Source organism: Coleofasciculus sp. H7-1, assembly GCF_057473865.1.
The window spans coordinates 192,491-217,049 of sequence record NZ_JBYCCT010000066.1 but is presented as its reverse complement, the minus strand read 5'-3'; the positions used below and the strand labels follow the sequence as shown (position 1 = coordinate 217,049).

General features: G+C 46.3%; 19 protein-coding genes and 1 pseudogene. 9 read left to right on the top strand and 11 right to left on the bottom strand.

Features of this window, described 5'->3' with window-relative positions:
- Positions 1–82: 82 nt before the first annotated feature.
- The 3 genes from AC2VDX_RS17540 to AC2VDX_RS17530 are packed head-to-tail and all read left to right on the top strand — an operon-like array spanning position 83 to position 2,874.
- Positions 83–1,750: a DUF3352 domain-containing protein gene (locus tag AC2VDX_RS17540; RefSeq protein ID WP_378183829.1), complete on the top strand. Its 1,668-nt coding sequence runs from the start codon at positions 83–85 to the stop codon at positions 1,748–1,750.
- A 51-nt stretch (positions 1,751–1,801) separates the two neighbouring features.
- The gene (locus tag AC2VDX_RS17535; RefSeq protein WP_378183826.1) at positions 1,802–1,954 is read left to right on the top strand and encodes a hypothetical protein; all 153 of its coding nucleotides are present in this window, start codon (positions 1,802–1,804) and stop codon (positions 1,952–1,954) included.
- A complete protein-coding gene (locus tag AC2VDX_RS17530; RefSeq protein WP_378183823.1) occupies positions 1,951–2,874 on the top strand; it encodes a class I SAM-dependent methyltransferase in 924 nt (307 codons plus the stop codon). The genes AC2VDX_RS17535 and AC2VDX_RS17530 overlap by 4 nt, the downstream gene beginning before the upstream one ends.
- A gap of 163 nt (positions 2,875–3,037) precedes the next feature.
- Here the strand turns inward: AC2VDX_RS17530 and AC2VDX_RS17525 are convergent, their stop codons facing one another.
- Both AC2VDX_RS17525 and AC2VDX_RS17520 read right to left on the bottom strand, forming a co-directional pair.
- The gene (locus AC2VDX_RS17525; protein WP_378183820.1) at positions 3,038–5,998 is read right to left on the bottom strand and encodes a tetratricopeptide repeat protein; all 2,961 of its coding nucleotides are present in this window, start codon (positions 5,996–5,998) and stop codon (positions 3,038–3,040) included.
- Between the two features lie 385 nt (positions 5,999–6,383).
- A complete protein-coding gene (locus AC2VDX_RS17520) occupies positions 6,384–7,619 on the bottom strand; it encodes a glycerophosphodiester phosphodiesterase (protein ID WP_378183817.1) in 1,236 nt (411 codons plus the stop codon).
- Between the two features lie 137 nt (positions 7,620–7,756).
- Between AC2VDX_RS17520 and AC2VDX_RS17515 the strand changes: the two genes are divergently transcribed.
- From AC2VDX_RS17515 to AC2VDX_RS17505, 3 genes are all read left to right on the top strand, one after another.
- Entirely contained in the window at positions 7,757–7,921 is a 165-nt protein-coding gene (locus AC2VDX_RS17515; RefSeq protein ID WP_378183814.1) for a hypothetical protein, read from the top strand.
- Positions 7,922–8,294: 373 nt separating this feature from the next.
- A complete protein-coding gene (gene ligA, locus AC2VDX_RS17510) occupies positions 8,295–10,343 on the top strand; it encodes an NAD-dependent DNA ligase LigA (protein WP_378183811.1) in 2,049 nt (682 codons plus the stop codon).
- Positions 10,344–10,433: 90 nt separating this feature from the next.
- Positions 10,434–11,357 carry a DMT family transporter gene (locus AC2VDX_RS17505; RefSeq protein ID WP_378183806.1) on the top strand — a complete coding sequence of 308 codons (924 nt, stop codon included), beginning with the start codon at positions 10,434–10,436 and terminating at the stop codon, positions 11,355–11,357.
- A gap of 10 nt (positions 11,358–11,367) precedes the next feature.
- On the opposite strand, the gene AC2VDX_RS17500 is transcribed toward AC2VDX_RS17505, so the two are convergent.
- The 6 genes from AC2VDX_RS17500 to dusB form a co-directional block, all read right to left on the bottom strand.
- Entirely contained in the window at positions 11,368–11,592 is a 225-nt protein-coding gene (locus AC2VDX_RS17500) for a type II toxin-antitoxin system HicB family antitoxin (protein ID WP_378183799.1), read from the bottom strand.
- Positions 11,589–11,816, bottom strand: a complete 228-nt coding sequence (locus tag AC2VDX_RS17495; RefSeq protein ID WP_378183796.1) for a type II toxin-antitoxin system HicA family toxin — start codon at positions 11,814–11,816, stop codon at positions 11,589–11,591. The genes AC2VDX_RS17500 and AC2VDX_RS17495 overlap by 4 nt, the downstream gene beginning before the upstream one ends.
- Before the next feature lie 35 nt (positions 11,817–11,851).
- Positions 11,852–12,829, bottom strand: a complete 978-nt coding sequence (locus AC2VDX_RS17490) for a hypothetical protein (protein WP_378183793.1) — start codon at positions 12,827–12,829, stop codon at positions 11,852–11,854.
- A 212-nt stretch (positions 12,830–13,041) separates the two neighbouring features.
- Entirely contained in the window at positions 13,042–13,929 is an 888-nt protein-coding gene (locus AC2VDX_RS17485; RefSeq protein WP_378183791.1) for a protein kinase domain-containing protein, read from the bottom strand.
- Between the two features lie 93 nt (positions 13,930–14,022).
- Complete coding sequence (locus AC2VDX_RS17480; protein ID WP_378183788.1) at positions 14,023–15,783, bottom strand: protein kinase domain-containing protein; 1,761 nt, start codon at positions 15,781–15,783, stop codon at positions 14,023–14,025.
- Positions 15,784–15,900: 117 nt separating this feature from the next.
- Positions 15,901–16,959: a tRNA dihydrouridine synthase DusB gene (gene dusB, locus AC2VDX_RS17475; protein ID WP_378183785.1), complete on the bottom strand. Its 1,059-nt coding sequence runs from the start codon at positions 16,957–16,959 to the stop codon at positions 15,901–15,903.
- A 253-nt stretch (positions 16,960–17,212) separates the two neighbouring features.
- On the opposite strand from dusB, the gene AC2VDX_RS17470 reads away from it, so the two are divergent.
- Positions 17,213–17,350 carry a hypothetical protein gene (locus AC2VDX_RS17470; protein ID WP_486928213.1) on the top strand — a complete coding sequence of 46 codons (138 nt, stop codon included), beginning with the start codon at positions 17,213–17,215 and terminating at the stop codon, positions 17,348–17,350.
- 253 nt (positions 17,351–17,603) lie between these two features.
- Positions 17,604–19,526 carry a molecular chaperone DnaK gene (gene dnaK / locus AC2VDX_RS17465; RefSeq protein ID WP_378183782.1) on the top strand — a complete coding sequence of 641 codons (1,923 nt, stop codon included), beginning with the start codon at positions 17,604–17,606 and terminating at the stop codon, positions 19,524–19,526.
- Between the two features lie 222 nt (positions 19,527–19,748).
- On the opposite strand, the gene AC2VDX_RS17460 is transcribed toward dnaK, so the two are convergent.
- Together AC2VDX_RS17460 and AC2VDX_RS17455 are read right to left on the bottom strand one after the other, a co-directional pair.
- Positions 19,749–20,942 (bottom strand): HhoA/HhoB/HtrA family serine endopeptidase, encoded by a 1,194-nt coding sequence (locus AC2VDX_RS17460; protein ID WP_378183779.1) that lies wholly within the window; start codon positions 20,940–20,942, stop codon positions 19,749–19,751.
- A gap of 842 nt (positions 20,943–21,784) precedes the next feature.
- On the bottom strand, positions 21,785–22,024 hold the full coding sequence (locus AC2VDX_RS17455; RefSeq protein WP_378183776.1) for a hypothetical protein: 240 nt from the start codon (positions 22,022–22,024) through the stop codon (positions 21,785–21,787).
- 134 nt (positions 22,025–22,158) lie between these two features.
- Here AC2VDX_RS17455 and AC2VDX_RS17450 point away from each other — a divergent pair.
- A pseudogene (locus AC2VDX_RS17450) lies at positions 22,159–22,350 on the top strand (hypothetical protein); the annotation flags it as partial.
- Between the two features lie 189 nt (positions 22,351–22,539).
- Here the strand turns inward: AC2VDX_RS17450 and AC2VDX_RS17445 are convergent.
- Complete coding sequence (locus AC2VDX_RS17445; protein ID WP_378183773.1) at positions 22,540–24,195, bottom strand: DICT sensory domain-containing protein; 1,656 nt, start codon at positions 24,193–24,195, stop codon at positions 22,540–22,542.
- Positions 24,196–24,559 lie beyond the last annotated feature (364 nt).

Genomic DNA, 24,559 nt, shown 5'->3' with positions numbered 1-24,559 from the left:
ACTAAATCCGCAAAATTTGCAATGCCATTTGTAGATTTGTCAATAAAAATCACAAGAAGTAATAATCGGAGGAAAAATTTAAATGTCTGAAAGAAGACCAAATCGTATAGTTCCTATTATTGTTGGTACTGCCGTTGTGGTGGCGGGGGGCGTAGGTACTTATCTTTACTTGAAGGGTTCTTTTAGCGATACAACCAGCCCTCTGGCGAGTGCTAAAGTGGTGCCAGATGAAGCATTAATGGCGGGTTTTGTCTCCACCGATCCGAAAAACTGGGCGCAATTGCAACAGTTTGGGACTCTGGAAGCCCAAAAATTGATTGATAAAGGGCTGAAGGATTTCAACAAAGAGATGTTGACTGAATCCAACATCAATTATGAAAAAGATGTCAAGCCTTGGCTGGGTAGCGTGATGTTTGCCGTTCTGCCATCACCAACTGTAAAACCGGCACAAGCGACAACACCAAAATCGTCACCGGAAGTCCGGATGTTGATGGTAGTCGGCGTCAAGGACAAAGTGAGTGCCTTAAGTTTTGCAAACAAGCTGAAAGCTAAGAAAGCTGCAACCAAACAAATTGATTACAAAGGCATCAAAATAGAGGAAACCACAGATAAAAGTGGCAAAACCTACACGGCTTTGTTAGATAGTCATTTAGTGATGTCAGATGAAAAAGAAGCTGTGCAACTGGCAATTGACACGTTTAAAGGACAGCCTTCATTTGCTAGCAAAGCAGGTGCAGCCAGCATTCTGACTAAGGGTGTAGACGTACAAAATCCCATCGCTCAATTCTATATCCCCGATTACGCAGGGATGGTGCAGCAAGCAATGGCAAGCAATCCGAATACGCCCCAGCTTCCCCCAGAAACCCTGAAGCAGCTAAAGACTGTGCAGTCGGTGGTGATGGGTGTTGGGATTGATAATGCCGGTGTGAGGATGAAGGCGATCGCTAAGGTAGATCCCTCGGCGATGAAGATACAGTACAAGCCTTCTCCCGGTAAGATAGTGTCTGAATTTCCTACCGAAACAATTGCCTTGATCGCCGGAAATGGGATCAGCCAAACTTGGTCAGCGGTTGTCGAACAATCCAAAGCCGATCCCCAAATTCAGCAGGGGTTTGACATGGCAAGACAGCAACTCAAACTCGTTAATCTTGACCTGGATAAAGATATCTTCGGATGGATGGATGGGGAATTTGCTCTGGCGGCGATTCCATCGACCCAGGGAATTTTAGCACCAGTTGGATTTGGTGGAGCCTTGGTATTTCAAACCAGCGATCGCAAAACTGCTGAAGCCACCTTCAACAAACTGGATGCGATCGCTAAGGGAAACTCGATCGCCGTAGCGCCTAGAAAGATTCAGGGGAAAACCGTCACCGAATGGCAAATCCCGCAACAAGGCGCTTTCTTAGGGCATGGTTGGATAGATCAAAACACGATGTTTGTAGCAATTGGTGGCCCCATCGCTGATGTCATGGCAAATAAGCCCAGCCAGCCTTTAGATAATAGCGCATCCTTTAAAACGGTCACGGGGTCTTTGCAGAAGCCAAACGCAGGCTATTTTTACCTCGACATGGACAAAACTATGTCTTTGGTGAATCGCCAGCTACCTCCAGCACAAAAGAGTTCCATCACGCCTGAAACCACTGCTATTCTGAATTCCATGCACGGTATTGGTTTGACCGTTACTCAACCAGACTCATCGACGGGTCAAGTTGAGGTGTTACTTGCACTCAAGCCCAAAACAGGCAAATAGGAAGTCGGTGATGGGTAATGGGTAATTGGTAATATTCTTGAAGGGTGGGCATTGCCCAACCTTCAAGCAATTGATGGGATGAAAGCCCATCCGACTGGAGACATCTTTTTGGGGATTGGTAATTGGTCAAAAGGTCATTTGTTACTGATGATTACCCATTACCTATTACCCATTACCCATTACCCATTACTTATTACCTTATGACTGCCACGGTAAATACTGAACTCGGATTATCTTCACGCTTAGTCAACGGATTGCTAGCTATCAAACCGTTAGCCAATCTAGCCAAGCAGCAAGCGCGTTCAATGATGATCAAACGCGCCGAGAAGATTGGAGTGCCTTGGAGAAAGCAAGTACAGACGCTTTCGCAATACGACTGGGAAACTCAGCTGGCTCAAGTACAAAACCTCCAACTGAGTTACCCAGAATACTACCTGCGAGCGTTCCATGCCTACGACAGTGGTAACTTAAGCTGGGAAGCAGCTTGGGAAGTAGAAGTTGCTGCTCATGCCGTTCACGCAGGAATTTGGCCTGATGCGGGGGCGCAAGGAGACGCCCGACTGCGCCAGAGTTATCTCGATATTCTCAAAAGCCAAATTGCTACTCAACCACAAGATATTTTAGATTTGGGGTGCAGTGTGGGGATGAGTACGTTTGCCCTCCAAGATGCTTATCCCCAAGCAAAACTCACTGGCTTGGATCTGTCACCCTATTTTCTAGCAGTTGCCCAGTACCAATCCCAACAGCGTCAAAAATCGATTCCCTGGGTTCATGCTGCTGCTGAATCTACAGGTTTGCCAGATGCTTCATTTGATTTGGTTTCTATCTTTTTGATGTGCCACGAGTTGCCCCAGTCAGCAACCATGCAGATTTTCCGCGAAGCGCGGCGTGTACTGCGTCCCGGTGGCTATTTGGCAATTATGGATATGAATCCCAAATCTGAGATTTATGTCAAAATGCCGCCTTACATTTTGACATTGCTCAAGAGTACCGAGCCTTATTTAGATGAGTATTTTGCGTTGGATATTGAACAAGCGCTAGTGGATTCCGGTTTCACTGCGCCAGCGATCGCTCGCAATACTCCTCGCCACCGCACGGTAATTGCCAAAGTGAAACAGAATTGAAAATCCAAAATTAAAAATTAAGAATGGGAATTGGTGTTGCACCATCAGGCGATGATTTTCTTTTAAGTTTCGCCCAAAGACACAAAAACTTAGCGTCTTAGCGTCTTTGCGCGACATTATCATCCGTCCAATGTGCAACGCCTAGAAATTCTTCAATTTTTAATTATTCTGCTTCCCCAATTAAAGTGAATGCACCCCAATCTTTGGGATCTGGATATTGCTTCATCGTGGTTAGCATCGCGCTTCGCAAGGCAGCGGCTTTATCGGGTGTTTTTTGAAGATTTTGATAAAACTCTGTCATCAATGAGGCTGTAGGGGCGTCTAGCACTTGCCAGAGGGACACAATTACGCTGGGTACACCTGCTGAAATTAAACTGCGAGATAAGCCGATCACGCCATCGCCAGTGATTCTGCCTCTGCCAGTATCGCAAGCACTCAGGACAACTAATTCGGCATTTAATTTCAGATCGAGAATTTCTTCAGCGGTGAGTAAGCCGTTATCGTTGCCAGATGGAGCCAACGCTATCGCACTTCCCAATCCTCGAATATCATCCAGCAAGCCATGAGTCGCTAGATGAATGATTCGCGCTTTGGGCATTTGTTGCACGATCGCTGCTTTCGTTGCCTGACTGCCGGTGAAAGCTTTGGTGTTAAACAGAGGCGCGATCGCTAAAGCTTCTCGTTCCGCACCTGGTAAGCTAGGTAACTGAGTCGGCGGATCGCCAATTTTGGCAGGAACGCTAGGCATGGTGGGATTCCCAACTATCAGCACATCTTGGTTTTGTATAGATGTAGAACTTCGCGTTCCTAGAAGCTGTTGTTGCTGATTAGTTAAATCCAATACCTGAATTGAAGGTGCCGTAAGGATAGTATGTTGTTCGATTAAGTATTTGCCAGAAGCATCTTGCAGTGCTGGGAAAGGAACTAGAAACAGTTCGCTTTGTGGAATAAAGATAATCCGAGCATTTGGGTCTTTTGGGAGCAGGTCGGCAATGGGTTGGATGAGCAGTTCGTGAAGTTGCTTGAAGCCTTGTTTTTCTTGACTTCCATTAACTCTACCCTCTACAGCTAAACCACGACCTCTAACACCAATCGATTCGCGGCTGCTGACAACAAGCTCTTCTAGAGAACTCTTTTTTTGCTGCCGCAACAATTTAAGATTGACTTTACGAAACGCAACTTTACCTGTTGGTTTAACTACCCAAATATAGATTTCCGATGTTTGGGCTTGTGTTTTTTGTCCTTCAGCATTTAAGTCTTCGTAGACGATAGAATATTCAACTAAAGTTGAGTTTTGAAGTTTGGCAATTTGTTTAATCTGGTTGATATTGGGTGAGGTGAGTGTAGCTGGGACAGATGAATTTTCAGATAGACGCGAAGCTAATAACTCAACGAAGGCTCTTGCTCTCCCACGTTCAGCAATTTCCAATGCGGCATCTGTTTTATTTTGTGCAATCAGAACTTGTTGCAAATTTCGATAACTGCTAGCTTGATCCTCAAAAATTGATACTTTGTTGACATCATTTCCACCTAATCCTGCTCGAACAGATTCTAATACTTCAATTCCATTTTTTAGATATTTTTCGGCTTCTGTTAGCTTACCAGAGCGCATAAAAGCCAGCCCTAAATTGTTTAAAGCTATGGCTTCTCCTCGTTTGTTTTTAATTTCGCGAGAAATTGCTAGATCCTGCTGAAAGTAATTAATCGCTTTATCATAATCGCCCATAGAATCATAAACAAGTCCCAAATTGCCTATCGCTTTTGCCTCCCCGCGCTTATTATTGTTTTGTTTGGCTAAGGCTAAGCTTTGTTGATAGTATTCACTGGCTTGTCGGTAGTCTCCCAAATTTTGATAGGAGAGAATTCCCCAAAAGTTTAATATATCTGCTTGTAAATTCCGATCGTTGATTTCTTGGGCAATTTTCAAGCTCTGCTGATAATATTCTTTGGCTTTATCGCTATTGCCATTTTCTTGGTAAATGTTCCCCAAATTTAGGATTGTTTGGGCAAATAATTTCCGTTTTTCTCGAACTTCTAAAGCACTTTGTTGATGATTGACTTCATCGGTAATTGCTAAGCTCTGCTGATAATAGCGAATTGCCTGGGGAGTATCGTTTAAATTTTTATATACAGTGCCTAAGTTAGACAGAATACCCGCTTCTGATTTGCGGTTATTAATCTTTTTGGCAATGGTTAAGCTTTGCTGATAATATTCAATAGCTTCCTGATATTTTGATAGATTTACATAAATGCCGCCTAAATTATTCAAAATTTCAACTTCGATTTCCGATTGCCCCATTTCCCGTGCAAGAACTAAACTTTGTTGATATTTGTCAAGGGCTTGGGAGTATTCAGCGAGGGATTCATGAACGTGACCAAGGAGTGCAAGAATTATCTGTTGGTTAAGGCGATCTTTAAGTTCTTGGGCAACGACTAAACCTTGTTGGAAGAACTTCCGAGCTTCAGGGTAGTTTTCCAGTAACTGATAGTAACTTCCGATAGATGTGAGAGCGACTGCTTCAGCCCTACGTTCTTTGAGTTGCTGAAAAATAGGTAGTGCTTGCTGCCAAGAATCAATCGCTTTGTGATAGTCTCCTATTTGTTGGTAGACAAGAGCCAGCATACCAAGAGCTGCCGCTTCACTTTTAGTATTTTTAATTTCCCGTGCAAGAGCTAAACTTTGTTGCAGATACTCGATTGCTTGGGGATATTGTCCCAGCGCGGAGTACGTACTTCCCAAGTGTCTGAGATTCTTCGCTTCTAAGGTACGATCTGCAATATCTCGCGCGATCGCTAAACTTTGCTGTTGGAAATCAATCGATTTAGTGTAGTCTTGCAGCCAATAGTAAACATTTGCCAGGTTTGCTATAGTGGTTCCCTCTCCCTGACGGTCTTTGAGTTCCCGATAAATCGTCAATGCTTGTTGCAATGACTGTAAAGCAGTTTCAAATTGACGGTTATCAATCTGCTGAATGCCTTGCTCTAAAAGGCGTTCAGCTTCTGCTTTGCGAGATGAAGTTTGCGCCAACACCTGGGTTGTGGAAAATGGCGCACTAAAGTTGAAAGGCGCTGAAGTAGTAGCTAGGAAGGCGATAAGCGCGAAGATTCCGAGTTGCGATCGCATGGCTGAAGGACGGTATTGATTGACTGCAATTTACTGTCTTAGCCCAGACTGATAGGCTGTGTCCAGTGGCGCTGTGGAAAGAAAGCGCGATCGCTCTCGGTACACGCTCCCGTTAAGATTATCCAGTAACTTGTCCGATAATGGCTTGCGTCTTGAGTAATTGCGCGATCGCTAAATGCTGCTGGTGAAACTCAAAGGTATCTAGTGATACTTGTGACTAGGGCTTACCGTTTAATTACTCAATAGCCATAAAAAAAGCCCGCTGAAGCGGACTTTATCGGTGCGTTCGGATAGATGCGTTCGGCGATGTTTAGCCCAGCATCTACAGAGGAAAGCTAATAGAGGAAAGTTATCTGAGTAGCGCGAGTGTAGGACGGCTACTCAATCAAGCCTTTTTGAATTTATCTTGGCGACGGCGCAACACTTCCGCTAGCGGGAGAAGACCAAACGCCAGTAAGGACGTGGGTTCGGGAACATCTTTGCTGGGATCGCCAGCGATACGGTTGCGAACCGCAACGGCGGTATCAGGAAAGTCGCTAAAGACGCCATCAATACCTAATTTAAAGAATTGTTCGTACTCCAGCTCTGGGTTGCCGTTGTAGTCTGGAGCTAGGAAGAAGTCTTCACTGCGGAAAGTGTAGGCATGAACCAGCAAACCCGCTGCATGGGCGTCGTTAATTAGGGACGTGGTTTGTAACAATGGCTTGTCAGCATCGCTAATTACCCCATCTCCATTCAGATCGTCAGGTTGACCATCGCCATTTTGATCGACAGTCTCAGCCGGAATAATCAGGCGTTTCCAGGGGCCAATTCCGCTTGCATATTGAGCGATCGCATTCAATCCTGAAGAAGTCAATAAGTCGCCATAAGTGCGAGAATCGCTACTGACAACAAAATCATACGGCTTAGCGGTACTTTCATCAAACAACTGAACCAGCGGCAAATTCGTTAGTGTTTTGAGAAATTTCAAGTTTGCAACTTCAAAGGATTGAATGAAAACCGCATCATCCGCATCGGTATAACCGTTATCGCTGAGGATTTTCACCAAAGGTTCTTCTAGCGATAATCCGATGGAATCAAAGTAAGTGGGATGCTTCGTTTCCGGATAAATGCCAATCGTGCGACCTTTTTCGGCACTTTTTTTCTTGGCTAAATCGATAACTTCTTGCAAAGTCGGAATTTCATACAAGCCATCATATTTAGCAGATCCGGGGCGCAATTGAGGGATACGCTCTTTTGCTCGGAGAGTCTTGATTTCAGCTAAGGTGAAATCTTCAGTAAACCAGCCTGTTACTGGTTTTCCATCAATTGTTTTGGTTGTCTTACGGTTAGCGAATTCTGGGCGATTTGCAACGTCTGTGGTTCCAGAAATTTCATTTTCATGGCGAGCAATTAGAACGCCATCTTTTGTGGAAACCAGATCGGGTTCAATATAATCAGCGCCCATCTCAATTGCTAACTCATAGGATGCTAGCGTATGTTCTGGACGGTAGCCGCTAGCGCCCCGGTGTCCAATCACAATTGGAGGGGCACCCGTCAAAGTTGCTGCTGCTGCTTCACCCACTGGAAAAACTGCCAAAGCTGCTGTTGTTAATAAAGCTAGCTTAAAAACGCGCCACATATTGCTTTCCTCACCAATCGGCTCAAGCTTGGGTTGATATGAAATTCATTAGTAAATCTACTTAAGTAAATGTACGGTGCCGAGATTAAGCTTGAGCATTAGGCTGGGTAAAGCCAAGGATAAATACCACTTAAAGATTGATTAAAATATCTATTTCTCGTTCCCGCCAGTTCCCGCCAGTTCCCGCCAGTTCTCGTCAGCTCCCACCAGTTCTCGTCAGTTCTCGCCAGCTCCCACCAGTTCCCGCCAGTTCCCGCCAGTTCCCGCCAGTTCCCGCCAGTTCCCGCCAGCCAGGGGTTTAAACCCCTGGCTAATAGCTTAAGTCAGTTAAAACTGACTAAAAATACTCAACTTTAGTCGAATGACACTGAACTTTTGCTCTAGGGAATGGTTTCACTATTGTTCAACCCAACGCCCTATAGGGGTTGCTGGGTTTCGTTCCCAGTATCCAGCCTACGGAATTTTGGCAAAAGTTCAGTGCCATTCCACTTAAGTCGTTAAGTTCGGTTAAAACCGGCTTAGATTTAGATTATGAGCCAAAAACTTAAGTCTCTGGCGGACTGAAGCGCCGGGGAGGTTGCTGAAAATGTCGGTAATGCTTTGGTTGAGCCTGGAAGAGCAAGCAACCCCCCGTTAGTTAGACTAAAAGCGGAAACGATAGAGTTTTTAGTAGGGATGGATGCCGTGGAAGTGACACAGGCAGTCAAGCAGCGGGTACAGGAATTGCGACAGTTGTTGCACAAAGCCAGTTATGCCTACTATGTCCTTGATGCTCCGATCATGGAGGATGCCATCTATGACCGGCTGTATCGGGAACTGCAAGACTTAGAAACCCAGTATCCAGAACTGGTGACAGCGGACAGCATCACTCAGCGCGTGGGTGAGAAACCGGCAACTCAGTTTTCTTCGGTGCGGCACAATATCCCTCTCTACAGTTTGGAAAATGCTTTTAATATTCAGGAATTTGCCAAATGGCAGGAACGCTGGCGGCGACAAGTCCCCGAACTCAATGCTTTTGAATATGTCTCGGAGTTAAAAATTGATGGTTCTGCGATCGCTCTCACGTATGAAAATGGCATCTTGGTGAGAGGTACAACGCGGGGGGATGGCATCACAGGTGAAGAGATTACTCAGAATGTGCGGACAATTCGCGCCATTCCGTTACGATTGAATTTAGAAAACCCTCCCACTCACGTAGAAGTTCGCGGCGAGGCGTTTTTAGGCTTAGATGTTTTTAAGCAAATTAATCAGGAACGGCAGCAAGCTGGCGATCAGTTATTTGCCAATCCTCGCAATGCAGCGGCGGGAACCTTGCGGCAATTAGACTCTCGGATTGTGGCAAAGCGGCGGCTGGATTTCTTCGCCTATACGTTGCAAATTCCTGGTAAGGATGATGCTGAGGTTGCCCGAACTCAGTGGGAATCGTTGGAATTGCTGCAACAGATGGGATTTAGGGTTAATCCCAATCGCCAGCTTTGCCACTCTTTAGAAGAGGTTCGGGATTATTATGACGATTGGAATACGGGGCGGTTGAATTTAGCCTACATGACCGATGGAGTCGTCGTGAAGCTGAATTCAATTCCGCTTCAGGAAAAGCTAGGATTTACGCAAAAGTTTCCCCGCTGGGCAGTGGCGCTGAAATACGCGGCGGAAGAGGCACCCACCCGCGTTGAAAATATTTCTGTGAATGTGGGGCGAACGGGGGCGCTGACGCCGTTGGCAGAGTTGCAGCCAGTCCAATTAGCTGGGACAACCGTACAAAGAGCCACATTGCACAATATTGATTATGTGCGATCGCTTGATATCCGCATTGGCGATACGGTGATTATCCGCAAAGCCGGGGAAATCATTCCCGAAGTGGTGCGCGTACTGCTAGAACTCCGCCCAGAGGGGACTCAACCCTTCCAAATGCCCACCTGTTGCCCGGTGTGCAATCAGCCGGTGGTAAAGCCCGCTCTGGAGGCGGTGACGCGCTGCGTGAATGCTTCTTGCCCCGCCATCCTCAAAGGGGCGCTGGTTCACTGGGCAAGTCGCAATGCAATGGATATCAATGGTTTGGGCGAAAAACTGATGCACCAGTTGGTGGATAAAGGGGTGGTGAATTCAGTTGCAGATTTATACGATTTAACGACTGATAGATTAGCGTCTTTGGAACGGATGGGCAAGAAATTAGCGCAAAAGTTGGTGGATGCGATCGCCCACTCGAAAACTCAGCCTTGGTCGCGGGTATTATACGGTTTGGGGATTCGTCACGTCGGTAGTGTCAATGCCCAAACCTTAACTCAAAAATTCACCACGATTGAGCAACTAGCTGGGGCATCCGCAGCGAATATTGAAGCAGTGTACGGCATTGGCCCAGAAATTGCCCACGCTGTTTACGGCTGGTTTCAAGTACCAGCGAATCAGGCGTTAATTGACAGACTGAAGGCAGCGGGTTTGCAACTCACCGCTGAGATAGAAACCCCATCCGCAGAAAGTAGAAGCGGAGTTCCCTCGCCCCTACAAGGCAAAACCTTTGTAATTACTGGCACGCTGCCTACTCTGAAGCGCGACGAGGCGAAAGCGTTGATTGAAAAAGCCGGTGGTAAAGTCACGGGTTCCGTCAGCGCCAAAACCGACTACTTACTGGTGGGGGAAGATGCCGGTTCCAAGTTAGAAAAGGCTGAAGCTTTGGGAATCACCCAACTGAGTGAAGCCGAACTGCTGGAAATGGTCGAAGATTAGATGTTAACAGCAAACACACCAAGGAAAGATTGTAGGAGCGTGCGGCACCAAACGTATCGCTCCTTTTTCCTTTTCATTACTAATATACCAATGCCACTTCACTCTAGTTCCGGTAGATGGCGATTAGGGCTAGCCTTATCGCTTGTGACTGTATTTTTGTGGGGAATTCTGCCCATTGCCCTGACGGTGACGCTACAGGTACTCGATGTTTACACCGTTACTTGGTTTCGCTTTTTGGTATCGTTTGGACTGCTAGCCGTTTATTTAGCCGCACGACAGCAACTACCACCTGTGGAAAAATTGCGCTCAACACCGCTGGGATTGTTAGCGATCGCTATTATATTTTTGGCGATTAATTACATTCTTTTTCTGCAAGGTTTACAGCTAACTTCACCCGCTAATACCCAAGTTCTCATTCAACTCGCTCCCGTGTTGATGGGTTTAGGAGGATTGGTTGTTTTTAAAGAACGTTATACCCTGCGTCAATGGGCGGGTTTAAGCGTACTCACTCTAGGATTTGCACTGTTCTTTCACGAACAATTAACCAATTTAATTACAGCACAAGGTAAGTATTTAATCGGCTGCGGATTAATCTTTTTTGCAGCAGTAACATGGGCTATTTATGCCTTAGCGCAAAAGCAGCTTTTGCAAAAATTACCGTCTTCAAATATCATGCTACTAATTTATGGCGGCTGTGCTATTTTGTTTAGCCCTTTTGCCGCACCTCAACCCATCCTCACGCTAAATCCTTTACATTTAGGAATGCTGCTTTTCTGTGCTTTGAATACCATCATCGCTTACGGTGCTTTTGCCGAATCTTTGGAACATTGGGAAGCATCGCGGGTAAGTGCAGTATTAGCGACAACTCCCATTGTCACCTTAATATCTGTGTCAACAGTATCAATGTTTCTCCCAACCCTAATTGCACCGGAACACCTCACTGTTTTAGGAGTAGTAGGGGCGATTTTGGTAATATCTGGCTCGATAGCGATCGCCTTAGGAAAAGCTCGTTGAAATTCTAATTTCATGCCACCTGAAACGACTGCCCAAAAGTATTAGGTTTTGGAAGAGGCGTTCCCTCTTCCAAAGATGATTCGATTAAAAGTTCTAATACCTCTTGAGCATTTTTGAATGCCTCTTCATAGGTATCGCCATGTGTATGACATAAATCTCCCCATTCAGGTAGACTGACAACAAAACACTGGTCTTCATCTGACCACTGAATTACTATGGTGTAGTGACTATTCATTCTTGTTCTTCCTCTTGCTCTCTTCTAATTTCCTCTAGTTGCTGAAGTGCATTGTTAACATCCTTTTCCTGATAAGCTTTAGCATCATTCCCATCATTACCTGATATAACAATTGGCTCAAGTAGCAGAGGATGAAACCATTTAGTATGACTACCTTTGCCAGGGCGGTAGGTAAACCCTGCTTTTAGCAACATACTTTTTATCTCTCTAATCTTTTTGGGCATTAATGCGATAGTCGCCTAAATTAAATAATTATGGCTTAATTAAGTGTTGTTCTTTTCTTCGATATTGGAGTACTAAGTCTGGCTCGATTTAGAGGTGGATAAAGAATCATTGTTGATAATGTTAAACCTGTTCCCCCGATTGCAAGCATTATAGGTGGCTCCAAAAAGCCAACTATAAATCTCATTCCCGAACTGATGCCTAACCCTATTGTTAGTAACAATATCACACCTGTAAAGACGGTACTGAATCCTTCTATGGTAAAATTTTCAACTATAGAGCTAAATATATCCCCTGCTGATTCAAAGAAACTAATCCAATATTTACGACCCCAAGTGATCGATGCTCCAGCCAAAGTTGATAAAAAATATCCAACAATAGCCATAATATAATCTATACTATAGTTCATAATACCCGAAGCTAGAAGTATAAGAACCAATAATAATAGCTCCAAACCTAGAATATAAGGGCCAAAGAAAAGACCAGCTCCAAATGCGGCCCATAACTCAGGAGACCCAGCCCCGGCTTTACCTGTACTTGCCGCCGCTAAACCTACTGAAACTAAGTCCCAGCCTTTAAAAATTAGCCAGGTCGAACCAAAAGAAAACCCACATAACAGAGCTAGGGAAATATAAGGTAGTTTTTTATTTTCAATTTGTAGGGAGGCAGTTTGAACTTTAAGAGTTAAAGAGTGAGGATTAGGTGATGAATTGGTATGCAATAAAATCGTGCGTTCACCATACTCATCGCTTCTCAATTTACTCGTATCCACTGTGATGCTGCATTTAGTTGAATTACTTGCAAATTTTGCTGGTTCCAATGAAATCCAAGCATGAGAATCTGGGGTATGAGCGGGGTCATTAGGATGCGGTGCTACTTCCCATTTGCCCTCTAATAACGTTTCAGGAATCAAGTTACTAACCGTAATATTTTGAATCAGTCTTTGGTTTAGGCTTGTCGCTGTGAATTCTAAGTTGGCTTGGCTTAATTGGGCTTCTGGTAAGAATTCTCTCAATACCTCATCGGCTGATTGATATCGCTCACGCGCTAAGTTTTTGGCTCTTCATTACTTGGTATGCTAAAAAGTTGATTCCAAAACTTGAAAGGCTTACCTAGCAAGGTATAACGATTTTGGACTGTATTTTCTATTTAATAAACGCTAAATTGGCTTAAATTCATGGCTAGTATAGCTTGTGGCGCTTCTTGACTATAAAATTAGCATACCAACTACGGAAGAGCCAAGTTTTTAAGGAGTTTGTATAAGACTTGCTCTAGGTGAGGGCTGATGGTTATGCGTCTTTGCTCAAGTGACTCTCGCCACAGTAACCGATCTTCTAGCGCATCATAAATGTCATTAGGGGCAATTCCCATCAGTAAATGAATACAGGTTGCCCCCAAGCTGTAGAGATCGCTTGCCGGATAAACTTTACCTCTCATTTGCTCATTTGATGCGTAGCCTGGTGTATACAGTCTTGTACCTGTTTTACCTACATTAGTCTGGGTGAACTCCTTAACACCTCCAAAGTCTATCAGTACCACTTTGCCGTCGCTCTTTCGACGCATGATATTGGGCGGTTTGATGTCTCGGTGAATAACATTTTTATCATGGATAAACTTGAGGACTGGTAGCATATCCTTCAAAAATTCCCGAATTTGTCTTTCATTAAAAGCTCCCTGTTGTGCCAGCTCATCCTTCAAGTCCTGCCCTTCAATAAATTCCTGTACTATATAGAGATATTTCTCACTTGATACATTAGCTGGCTGATTAAGTTTTTCAAGACCTTGCTCAATGTAGTCAAACTGATAGGGAATTTGCGGATGATCGCCTAGTTTAGCCAGTTGCTGTGCTTCTCGCTCAAATAGCTCCTTAACTTTCTGGTTCCCTTGATGCTGCGTCAAAAGTTGCTTGATTACGCATCTAGCTTTATTATGTTCATCCATTGCTAGAAATGTTCTACCAAATGCTCCCTGACCAAGTAGCTTGGTAGCACAGTAACGGTCTTTCAGCAGCAACTTTGACTCGCAGCTTTGGCAGTACCTGGTTCCATAAGGATTTTCAGGTCTTTGGCAATTAGAGGGATCGAGATTCAAGCAATAGCTTATAAAGTTGCTCATGGCGGCAAGGATGTAGGTAGATGGCGATCCATTCTAGGCGAACGCTATACAATCGTCTAGAAGTGCGATTGCTTCTTTATTGCATTACCCAGGCTATGGCTTAATCAGACGCCTAGTTTGTGCTGCATGGCGATACTCAGCGATCAGTTTTTCTCGCTGCTGATGTGGATAAAACATCATGGCAGCTAAGGAAAAACTGGTTCCCAGTAGGGATAAAATTAGAAAGAAATTGAGAAATCCGACGCTGAATCCCGTGCCTAAGCTCATGCCTAAACCTGTTATCAAAAGTGAGCTGGCAACGGCAATTTTTTCACGGAATCCTCTTTCTTTATAATTTTTAATCACGGCTCCATTGACAAATCCAATCACTAGACCTGCCAAGGTTCCTAAGGAAGTGATAGCCGCCGCTAAGAACCCAGATGACAACAAAACAACTAACATTGTCACAGTTGTCAACCAAGCGGCAATCTTGATGCCTAGTATAGTTCTGATGCCAACCGCAGCAAGTAGAGTTCCGGCGAGAAACCAAGCCGCAAACACCGCTACTACTCCAGCTTCAAAAACCGCTACAGATGTCCAAGAGGCAAACCTAAATAGAACTGCTACCATCCAAGCGATCGCACCTGTCCAAAACCCAGTCATTGCCAGAGCAATTCCTAATAGCAAAACCATTGAAATATAAGGCGGTTTTGGGGTTTCAAGTAGAGCTGTGCGGACTGTAATCGTTAGAGGGTAAGTTTCGGGTGAAGAATTGGTGCGTAATAAAATCTGACGGCTGTAGGTTTTATCTGCCATCAACTTATTAGTATTCACGGTGATTTGGCAATCAGCATGATTACTCTTAAATACAGATGGTTGAAAAGAAATCCAAGCATGAGAATTGGAATAGCGCGGATCGCTTGCATGAGTTGCTACTTCCCAAGTCCCTTCTAGCAAGGTGTCTGGCACGGAGTTATTAACACTAACGATTTGAGTTAATTTTTCGCCTAGTTGTGTTGTTTTAAATTCCAAAGCAAGTTGGCTAAATTTAACTTCCGGTAAGCGGTTGACATAAATCGGCTTGAGAGCTTCCAAAGCAGCAGTAGCATTGGGAAAACGATCTTTTGCTTTGGGTTCGACCATTTTTGAGAGCCAGTCAACAAAGCGCAGACTCAGCTTGGGAAGCAGCGGCTTGAAATTAAGCCGACCATCTTCATCAAATAAGGTGTCAATTGCCGTTGATTTTGTCCCAGTTAGCAAGCAAATAAGTGTTGCGCCTAAACCATATAAATCTGTCGCTTCGCTTAACTGGCGGTTGTATATCTGTTCGGGTGCCATGAACCCAAATGTCCCGGCGGCGACGCTGCTCATTGCCATTTCCCCACCGCCAATTCGAGCTAAGCCAAAATCCACCAGATAAACATTCAGTTGCTCGTCCACGAGGATATTTTCAGGTTTAATATCCCGGTGAGTTACAGATGGAAGGCGATTTTGTAAATAAACAAGAATTTCTAGGACAGAAGCAGCAATTTTCTGGATGTCATCCGGGTCAAAACTGCGCGGAGAGGATAAAGGCAGGGCATCTTTATACTCTTGTACCATGCAGAAACCAGCTTGGGTTTCAAAGGAATCGAGATAACGGGGAATTCCAGGATGATCGAGTCCTCGTAACACTTGAATCTCGCGCTCATAAGCTTTAAAACCCGACCATTCAGACCCAACTTGGGCAAATAGAAATCGCTTCAGGATAACTGACTGCTCGGTGACGTTATCCTTTGCCAGATAAGTGATGCGACCCCCGGCGCGATTGCGCCCAAGTTCTTGAATGGTCTGATAGCGGGGACGGGGACTTGAAGCGTATGAGGAGTTGCTCATGACAGCAAACAATGCAGGTAGATGGCGTCTATTCTAGGCGATCGCTCTTTTTCCCTTTTTTTCCTTCGCGCCCTATAAAGAAGAGAGGGCAACGCTTACGGTATTGCGTCTTTGTGGTTAAACCTCCACCAACGCTAACTCCTCATCTTCAACCTCATGCCAAGTAGAATTAGCCAGTCGTTCAATCGCCCGATCGATCGTCTCCAACCCCTGCTCAAGGTTTTCGATCGTTGCTAAATGTCCGCGCAACTCCGCAGCACCGGCAAAACTCTTGGCATACCAAGTCATGTGTTTCCGGGCCTGCCGAATGCCGCGATCGCCTTTATATTCCCACAAAGCTTGCAAATGTTCTTTTGCACATTCCAGCCGTTGTATCGGCGTTGGTGGCGTCTTTTCTTGCCCAGTTTTCAGGAAATAATCAATTTCTCCCACCAAAAAGGGATAACCCAAAGTTCCCCGCGAACACATCACCCCATCCGCGCCGGTTTGTTCCAAACACTTCACCGCCGCCTCCACGGAGAACATATCGCCATTGGCAATCACTGGAATCGACAGAATTTCCTTGACTTTACCAATCCACTCCCACTTGGCAGGGCCAGTGTAACCTTGGGAACGGGTGCGACCATGTACTGTAATCATTTGCGCCCCCGCATCTTCCATGCGCTTGGCAAAGTCCAGAATATTAATTTCCTTATCTGTCCAACCGATGCGCGTTTTCACCGTCACCGGCACATTTACCGCCTTCACGACCGCCCGAACAATTGCCTCAGCGACTTCTGGTTGCCGTAACAACGAAGAACCGCCGCCGTTTTTAGTAATTTTGTTGACGGGGCAACCCATGTTGATATCAACCGTATCAGCGCCCTCTTTCACCGCCATTACAGCCGCTTGGGCCAAGAAATCTGGGCGACAGTCAAACAACTGAATGCTAATCGGTGTTTCGTTCGGATCTACCTCCATAATCTTGGGGAGTTCCTTGACGTAATGTAGTCCCGTCGCGTTCACCATCTCGGTGTACATCATTGAGTCGGGCGCATAGCGACGCACCAAGCGACGAAACACCATATCGGTAACGCCAGAAAGGGGCGATTGTAAAACCCGGCTTTTGACTTCAAAAGAGCCAATTTTCAGTGGTGTCGAGAGTCGGGATTGCAGGGTAGGAGAAAGAGTAACCATAGGTGATATCGCGGTCAACCGGGCTTTTCCATTTTACGAGCGATCGCTGTTGAACAATGGGGATGGAATGCGGCGCAGAATCTCGTCAATATTGCAAAACTCAGTTACAGCACCAAGCGCTAAACCAAATAGGCATCCCGAAGCACGACGCATAAGTAGCACAACGCTTCTTTTTGATTAATTCCGGACGATGGATCTGAAAACCCATTCTTTGTAATACATAGATTACAAAGTTTGAGAACGAACCAACAGGATGATCAATGATTCAGACGGTGTTGATAGAGAGTCCAAAGAGCCAATAGCGATCGCCTTGAACTCCTCTAGACGGCAAATACACCTATTTAATTACGGCTTGCCCCCATACCTAAAGCCTGGGATTTCCTTACAGTAGACACAGTGAAAGCAATCAGCAGATGTTAAGTGGATGAGCCAAAGGGGATGCCTCTTGAAGGTTAACCGACCTTCCTCAGGTTCGGAAAACCCCACAACACGAGAGTGGCTAATCCCGCACACTATATAGATCGGTACGCACCAATGGTTATTAAATCTGGAAAGAGCTGCTGATTTAACCCGGTTGGTTCAATTGGTAGTTCCGTATCCGCCCTCAAAAGTTTTTGTAGTTACTAGGAAGCCGAAATACCCCTATGGCAAAAGTAGTTGGAATTGACTTAGGTACGACAAACTCCTGCGTCGCCGTTATGGAAGGTGGTAAACCCACTGTCATCGCTAACGCAGAAGGTTTTCGGACAACCCCCTCTGTCGTGGCATTTGCCAAAAATGGCGATCGCTTAGTGGGTCAAATCGCCAAGCGTCAATCGGTGATGAACCCTGAAAACACCTTCTATTCGGTAAAGCGCTTTATCGGACGTAAGTTTGAAGAAATCACCCACGAAGCCACCGAAGTTTCTTACAAAGTGCTGCGCGACAGCAACGGCAATGTTAAGCTAGACTGCCCCGCCCAGAGCAAGCAGTTTGCTCCAGAAGAAATTTCTGCCCAAGTGCTTCGCAAGCTAGTGGATGATGCCAGCAAGTACCTTGGAGAAACCGTTACCCAAGCTGTAATCACCGTTCCCGCCTACTTCAACGACTCCCAGCGCCAAGCCACCAAAGATGCTGGTAAGATTGCCGGGATTGAAGTAATGCGGATTATCAACGAGCCAACCGCTGCTTCTTTGGCTTACGGTTTTGATAGTAAGAAGAGCAACGAAACCATTCTGGTATTTGACCTGGGTGGCGGTACCTTTGACGTGTCCATCCTAGAAGTAGGCGAGGGCGTGTTTGAAGTGTTAGCGACCTCTGGTGACACTCACCTAGGTGGTGACGACTTCGACAAGAAAATCGTTGACTACTTAGCCGAAGAATTCAGAAAAGCCGAAGGCATTGACCTCCGCAAAGACCGTCAAGCCCTCCAGCGCCTCACCGAAGCCGCTGAAAAAGCCAAAATTGAACTTTCGAGCGTCACCCAAGCAGAAATCAACCTGCCCTTCATCACCGCCACCCAGGATGGCCCCAAGCACCTGGATATGACGCTGACTCGCGCTCAGTTTGAAGAACTCTGCTCCGACTTGATCGATCGCTGCGGCGTTCCCGTACAGAACGCTCTGCGGGATGCCAAGTTAGATAAAGCTGCCATCAATGAAGTTGTGTTGGTTGGTGGTTCCACCCGGATTCCCGCAGTGCAAGAATTGGTGAAGCGGATTCTGGGCAAAGATCCCAACCAAAGCGTTAACCCAGATGAAGTGGTAGCCGTAGGTGCGGCAATTCAAGCTGGCGTGCTATCGGGTGAAGTAACCAACATCTTGCTGCTTGACGTTACCCCCCTATCTTTGGGTGTAGAAACCCTCGGCGGCGTAATGACCAAGATTATCCCCCGCAACACCACGATTCCCACCAAGAAGTCTGAGGTCTTCTCTACTGCTGTAGATAATCAGACCAACGTGGAAATCAAGATTTTGCAAGGCGAACGGGAGATGGCGGCTAACAACAAAGAGTTGGGTATCTTCCGTCTCGATGGTATTCCTCTAGCTCCTCGTGGAATGCCACAAGTTGAAGTTACCTTTGATATTGATGCTAACGGTATCCTGAACGTCACTGCTAAGGATCGCGGTACTGGCAAAGAGCAATCGATCAGCATCACGGGTGCTTCCACCCTGCCACAAAACGAAGTGGAGCGGATGGTCAAGGAAGCCGAACAAAATGCGGCGACTGACCGGGAGCGTCGTGAGAAGATTGACCGCAAGAACCAAGCTGATTCCCTCGTTTACCAAGCTGAGAAGCAAATGGTTGACTTGGGCGACAAGGTTCCCGCTGCTGACAAGACCAAGGTAGATGGATTGGTCAAAGACCTGCGCGATGCGATCGCTAAAGAAGACGACGATCGCATCAAGACGCTCACCACAGAGCTACAGCAGGCTCTCTACACCATCGGCACTAACATCTATCAACAAGCAGGCGCAGGTGCAGCTCCTGGCGATGGCACCGGCACCCCTGGTGGTGGTTCCAGTCAGTCCACTGGGACTGGGGATGATGTGATTGATGCTGATTTTACCGAAACGGAAACCAAGTAATTAGCTAATTGCTAATCGCTAATTGCAAATAAGGGTTGATGAAGTGCTTTTGGGCGCTCATCAGCCCTTTTTTTAACGTAAAGGTACCGAGCGTTACTGTCTTCCTGCTCCAAAATTCCCCGCTCCGTAGTAGCGCGTCAAGCTAAAATGCTGGGTTTCATTCTTCAACCCAGCCTACTCCTAATGTGCGTACCGAGAGCGTTTAAAACAGAAATTATTTGGCTACTCCACGGGGAAGGCACCGGGTTGCACTTGGACAGTTTCAGTCTGACCGCTACGGTTGACTTCTACTTCTAATCTAGAGCCGACGGTACTCGCTTCTACCCGTTCTTGTACTTGATCGGCACTAGCGACCGCTTGACCGCCAACTTTTTGGATAACATCTCCTGCACGCAAGCCAGCGCGTTCTGCGGGTGAGTTTTTGACCACTCGAACGATGACAACGCCTTTGTCCTGCGTGACTTTGAAGCCTGCCTCATTGTCTTTGTTAATGTCTTCTTTTAGTTCTGGCGTGAGCGTTACCATTTGAATTCCCATGTAGGGATGCTCGACGCGACCTTTGCTAAATAGCTGATTGGCGACTCGTTCGGCGGTTTCAATCGGGATGGCAAAACCGAGTCCCTGAGCATTGGCTCGAATGGCTGTATTAATTCCAATGACTTCACCCCTAGCATTTAACAAGGGACCACCGGAGTTACCGGGGTTGATAGCGGCATCGGTTTGGATGAATCTAACTCGCTTATCTGGGACACCCACTTGCGAACTGGAGCGACCCGTAGCGCTGACGATACCCACCGTCACCGTGTTATCTAGACCGAGAGGATTGCCAATAGCGATCGCCCACTGTCCCGGTATCAAGTTATTCGAGTCTCCCAAGCGTACCGTCGGCAACTTTGTCGCATCAATTTTGACAACTGCCACATCCGTAACCGGATCGGCTCCCACGACTCGACCCTCCATCGTTCGACCATCTTTGAGCGTCACCTTGACCTTATCTGACCCCGCCACAACATGGGCATTCGTCATCAGGCGACCATCGGCACTGAGAATGAAGCCAGAGCCGGTACCCCGTTCCACCCGTTCTTCCGGAACCGGCATTTCATTCCCAAAAAATCGTCGGAAAAACGGGCTTCTGAAAGTGTCTGGAATGTCCTGCGATACGGTACGAGACGCATCAATTCGCACTACGGCAGGGCCAACTTTTTCGGCGGCTTCGGCAATGAAATTTAGGTTCTCTTGGGGAGCGCGATTCTGGGGTGGGGAGATTTGCTGTAGCGCTGCTGGAATCGCTGATGGACTTCTGCCATCGAGACTGGTATTGTCTGCTGCGAGATAGCGACTGGCATATATTCCTGCACCACCGCCGATAGCCAGCAAAGCTAGATAAGTGGTCAGCTGTTTGACAAGTAAACTCATGGTCTTTGGGCTGAAGGACAGCAATACAGGTAATCATTCCACTCTAATCAAAAAACGTTGTGGATGAGCAGCATTTGGTGGAGCTTTAACTGGGTTTCAAGATATTAGGGTGCCCAAGAGGAACAAACAGCGCCTAAGAGCGCATACGCGATCGCTAGCGTAAAAATGTCCGACGACTCGCATTCGCGGCTAAACAAACAAAGCCTACCAACGCAACGGCTTTATATTAGCCTGCTCTCGTCAGGCTTCGTTCTTCTAGCCTGTGGACGTATATTTGTAAAAACGGGATGCTCCCAGCCACTACCGCAGGATAGAGCCAACACTGGACACGCTCGATTCGCTGGGCTAAGACGGTGTAAACACTGCCGCATATCTACTCAGGACTTACGCAATATCACCACATCTGGTGCAACCACAGAGGGATTGAACCGACAAAAACGCTATATGTATAAGCTTTGCGTAAGTCCTGATTGAAAAACATCCTATTCTCAAGGCTCCCTCGATTCAAGTGTTAGATTTAACCCGTCAGCAAGGACAACGTGTAGAGACGCGATGAATTGCATCTCTACAAGAAGCGTTGGCATTTGATTGACGAAGCTGAATAAGGCAATATTCAACTGAGGGCTTGACATTGAGGGCTTGACAATCAATTGACAGGAATTTACTTCCAGCTAATTGCAAAATCCTTATTAACGACAAGGATAGATAAGTTACATCAAATCTAGTTAATTACTTCCTTGATGATTTGTTGGTAATGGATAATTGGTTGTCATCCTTCCACCGATTACTTATTAGTCATTAACAACCTGACAGATAAAATAAGTATTCACCCAAAGTTAATGCTAGAACTTAGGCATAGCGGTCAGTGCGATCTCGCTGACTCCCCAAGCTTCAAAGAACTGGCGATAGAGAACTTTACTGGCTGAGGTCAAGTCGCCATCCGGCTCAATGATTCCTCCTTGGAGGATTTTTCCCCCATCTGTGCGGAAATCCAATCTCAGTTCACCATTTTCATCTTTTTGAATGACAAAATTTCCGTTTGCCAAAACTTGACCAGCACGACTTAAAATAGCGCAGCGCATCGTTAACTACTTCCTATATAAATGAACACAGTTAACCATGTCACTAATCTGTGCCGTCGTCAACACAGCTCGTGGAACGAAGGGTTTCACCTATCTCAGCCTTTCATCCTGCACGACTTGAGGAAACATTGATTATGTCTCACATCAAGCGCCGTCAGTTTTTGCAATTTGCCGGTTCGACGCTGGCAACTTTGGGTTTAAGTCAGATGGATGTAATGGGAAAGGGCGTTCGCTATGGCAAAGTCCTTGCTCAAAGCACACCCCGCAAACTGGCGCTGCTGGTGGGAATTAACGCTTATCAAAATAGTAGCGATCGCTTAGCGGGACTTGAACAAAGTTCAAGCCCCGTTAAGCTGTAGGTTGGGTTGAACGATAGTGAAACCCAACTTCCTATAGGGGTTGCTGGGTTTCGTTCCTCAACCCAGCCTACGGAATTTTGGCTTATTTGAGTGCCATTCCGCTATAGATGGATTTATTGCAGACATCAAGTGAAATTGTATTCAGAGATACCCAACTCAGGACTGAACAGATGTCGAATGGTGAACGGGAAACAACACTTTGAAAGTAGAACCCTGACCAAGTTTACTGGTGACAGAAATAGAGCCAGCGCAACGCAGGAGGAGTTGCTGCACAATGGTTAAACCTAATCCGGCACCGAAAACTTCTTCGCCTGGTGCAAGGCGTCCCCGATAAAAACGGTCAAAAATCTTGGGCAGTTCGTTAGGGGCAATGCCGATGCCAGTATCGCGGAATTCCAACTGCACGTATTCGCCTTGTTGTTTGGTGCGTACCACCACCTGACCGCCAGTGGGAGTGAATTTAATGCTGTTGTGTAGCAGATTGATGATAATTTGTCGCAGCCATGCCTCTAAGCAGGAGACGGTGGGAAGGTTAGGACTGACCGTGTAGCCTAGTTGGATGCCTTTTTCTTGAGCGATCGCTTGATAGGTGCTGACAACTCCAGGCACGATGTCTGCTAACTGCACCGGATGCAAAGTCGTTGGTGTAGTTGCACGATCTAGCTGTACTAGCTCCATTAAACCGCTAATCAAAGAAACTTGGCGATCGCACTGTGTATGCAGCAAATGCAGGTAGCGATGACGCTGCGTGGGTTTGAGATGTGCCGACTCTAGCAGCGTCAGCGCTGTTTTCATATTGGTCAGGGGCGTCCGCAGTTCTAAAAGCGCATTGCTTAGCAGTTCATCCTTAAAGCGCACTTCATCCAGCAAAGCTTGATTTTGCCGCTGGAGTTCAGCGATTTCTGTTGTTGATGCCTGATTGGCGGCAGCACCCCGCCCGATTTCCTCTTGCTGCTGGACTTGTTTTACCAGTAACTGGGTCAGGATCGATGCGATCGCCCGATTCTGTACCAAATCGGGTGATTGGGGTAAGGTAAATAGCTTGTCCCAGTTGGTGAGGATAGTCTCTTCGCTGAGAGCGATCGCGGGTCGGATTCCCTGCAAAACCTCCTGAATCACTGGCTTGTCGAAAGCGCAAACCGTTAGCAGCGGTCGTCCTCTCTTTTCCTCCGTGCCTGCTGTAGGCATTCGCTTTTGCGAAGCCAAAACGCTGTCGCTAACGCCCGCTCGCGCCCCAGAACGGTTCCCTAGGGGCATGGCACTACTATGCCCATACTGAGAATGGAGGAACTCTTGAGTTGAGTCTAAATTTTTGATTTGATCCAAATCCTTTGAAGTTGCCTGGGCGACTGGCTTGGCGCTGCGGGGTCGATGAGCCAAAATTAAGCCGCAAAAACGTTCGGATAGCACTAACAAAAAATATTCCCTGGAAATTGCGCTTTCCGGCTTCAGCTGAACTGGAATAATCTGCGAAGTGGAGAGCTTTGGCGATCCGGTGGGCGGATGAGGGGAATTTTCTAACTCTTCCCCGCTCTCACTTTCCCCTGCTTCTATTTTCTCCGGCTCCCGTCCCTCTTTGCCATTACAGACATAAATCGTATGCCCAGCCCGCCCCCGCTCCTGATATTGTTTTATCTGCGCCTGCCAGCCTTCACCAGGCGGCAGCTTTACCCAGAGTTTAGCTGGCAGTTGTTGGTCAATTAGTACGTCCATCAGCGCCCATAACAAGGACTTGAGAGTGGTTGCACTGACTGCAAGCGGCTGAGGCGCTGGTTCTACACGCAGAGCCAGTTGGTAAAGGGATGCATCCATAAGATTTTAAGATTTTAGATGTTGCTTTTGGATGAAAGGGTGACTTGTTAAATCAGGACTTACGCAAAGCTTATACATATAGCGTTTTGTAGGGGCAATCCCTCTGTGGTTGCCCTCAGATGTGGTGATGTTACGTAAGTCCTGAAATGCACTGATTTCTAAACAGATGGGTGAAAATCAACTTGGCTGGTTTTGAAGACTCTTGACTGGAAACTCCTTTGCAAGTGCTGTTAGCGCAGTGATGCGAAGCACAGATTGAGAGAAACAAGAGATATTTTCAACTTGATTTCTACCCATCTAGCTAGTGTCTCTTGAATCGTTTCCCAGCCATCAATCTCCATTTCAAGAGACAACAAGTTAGATT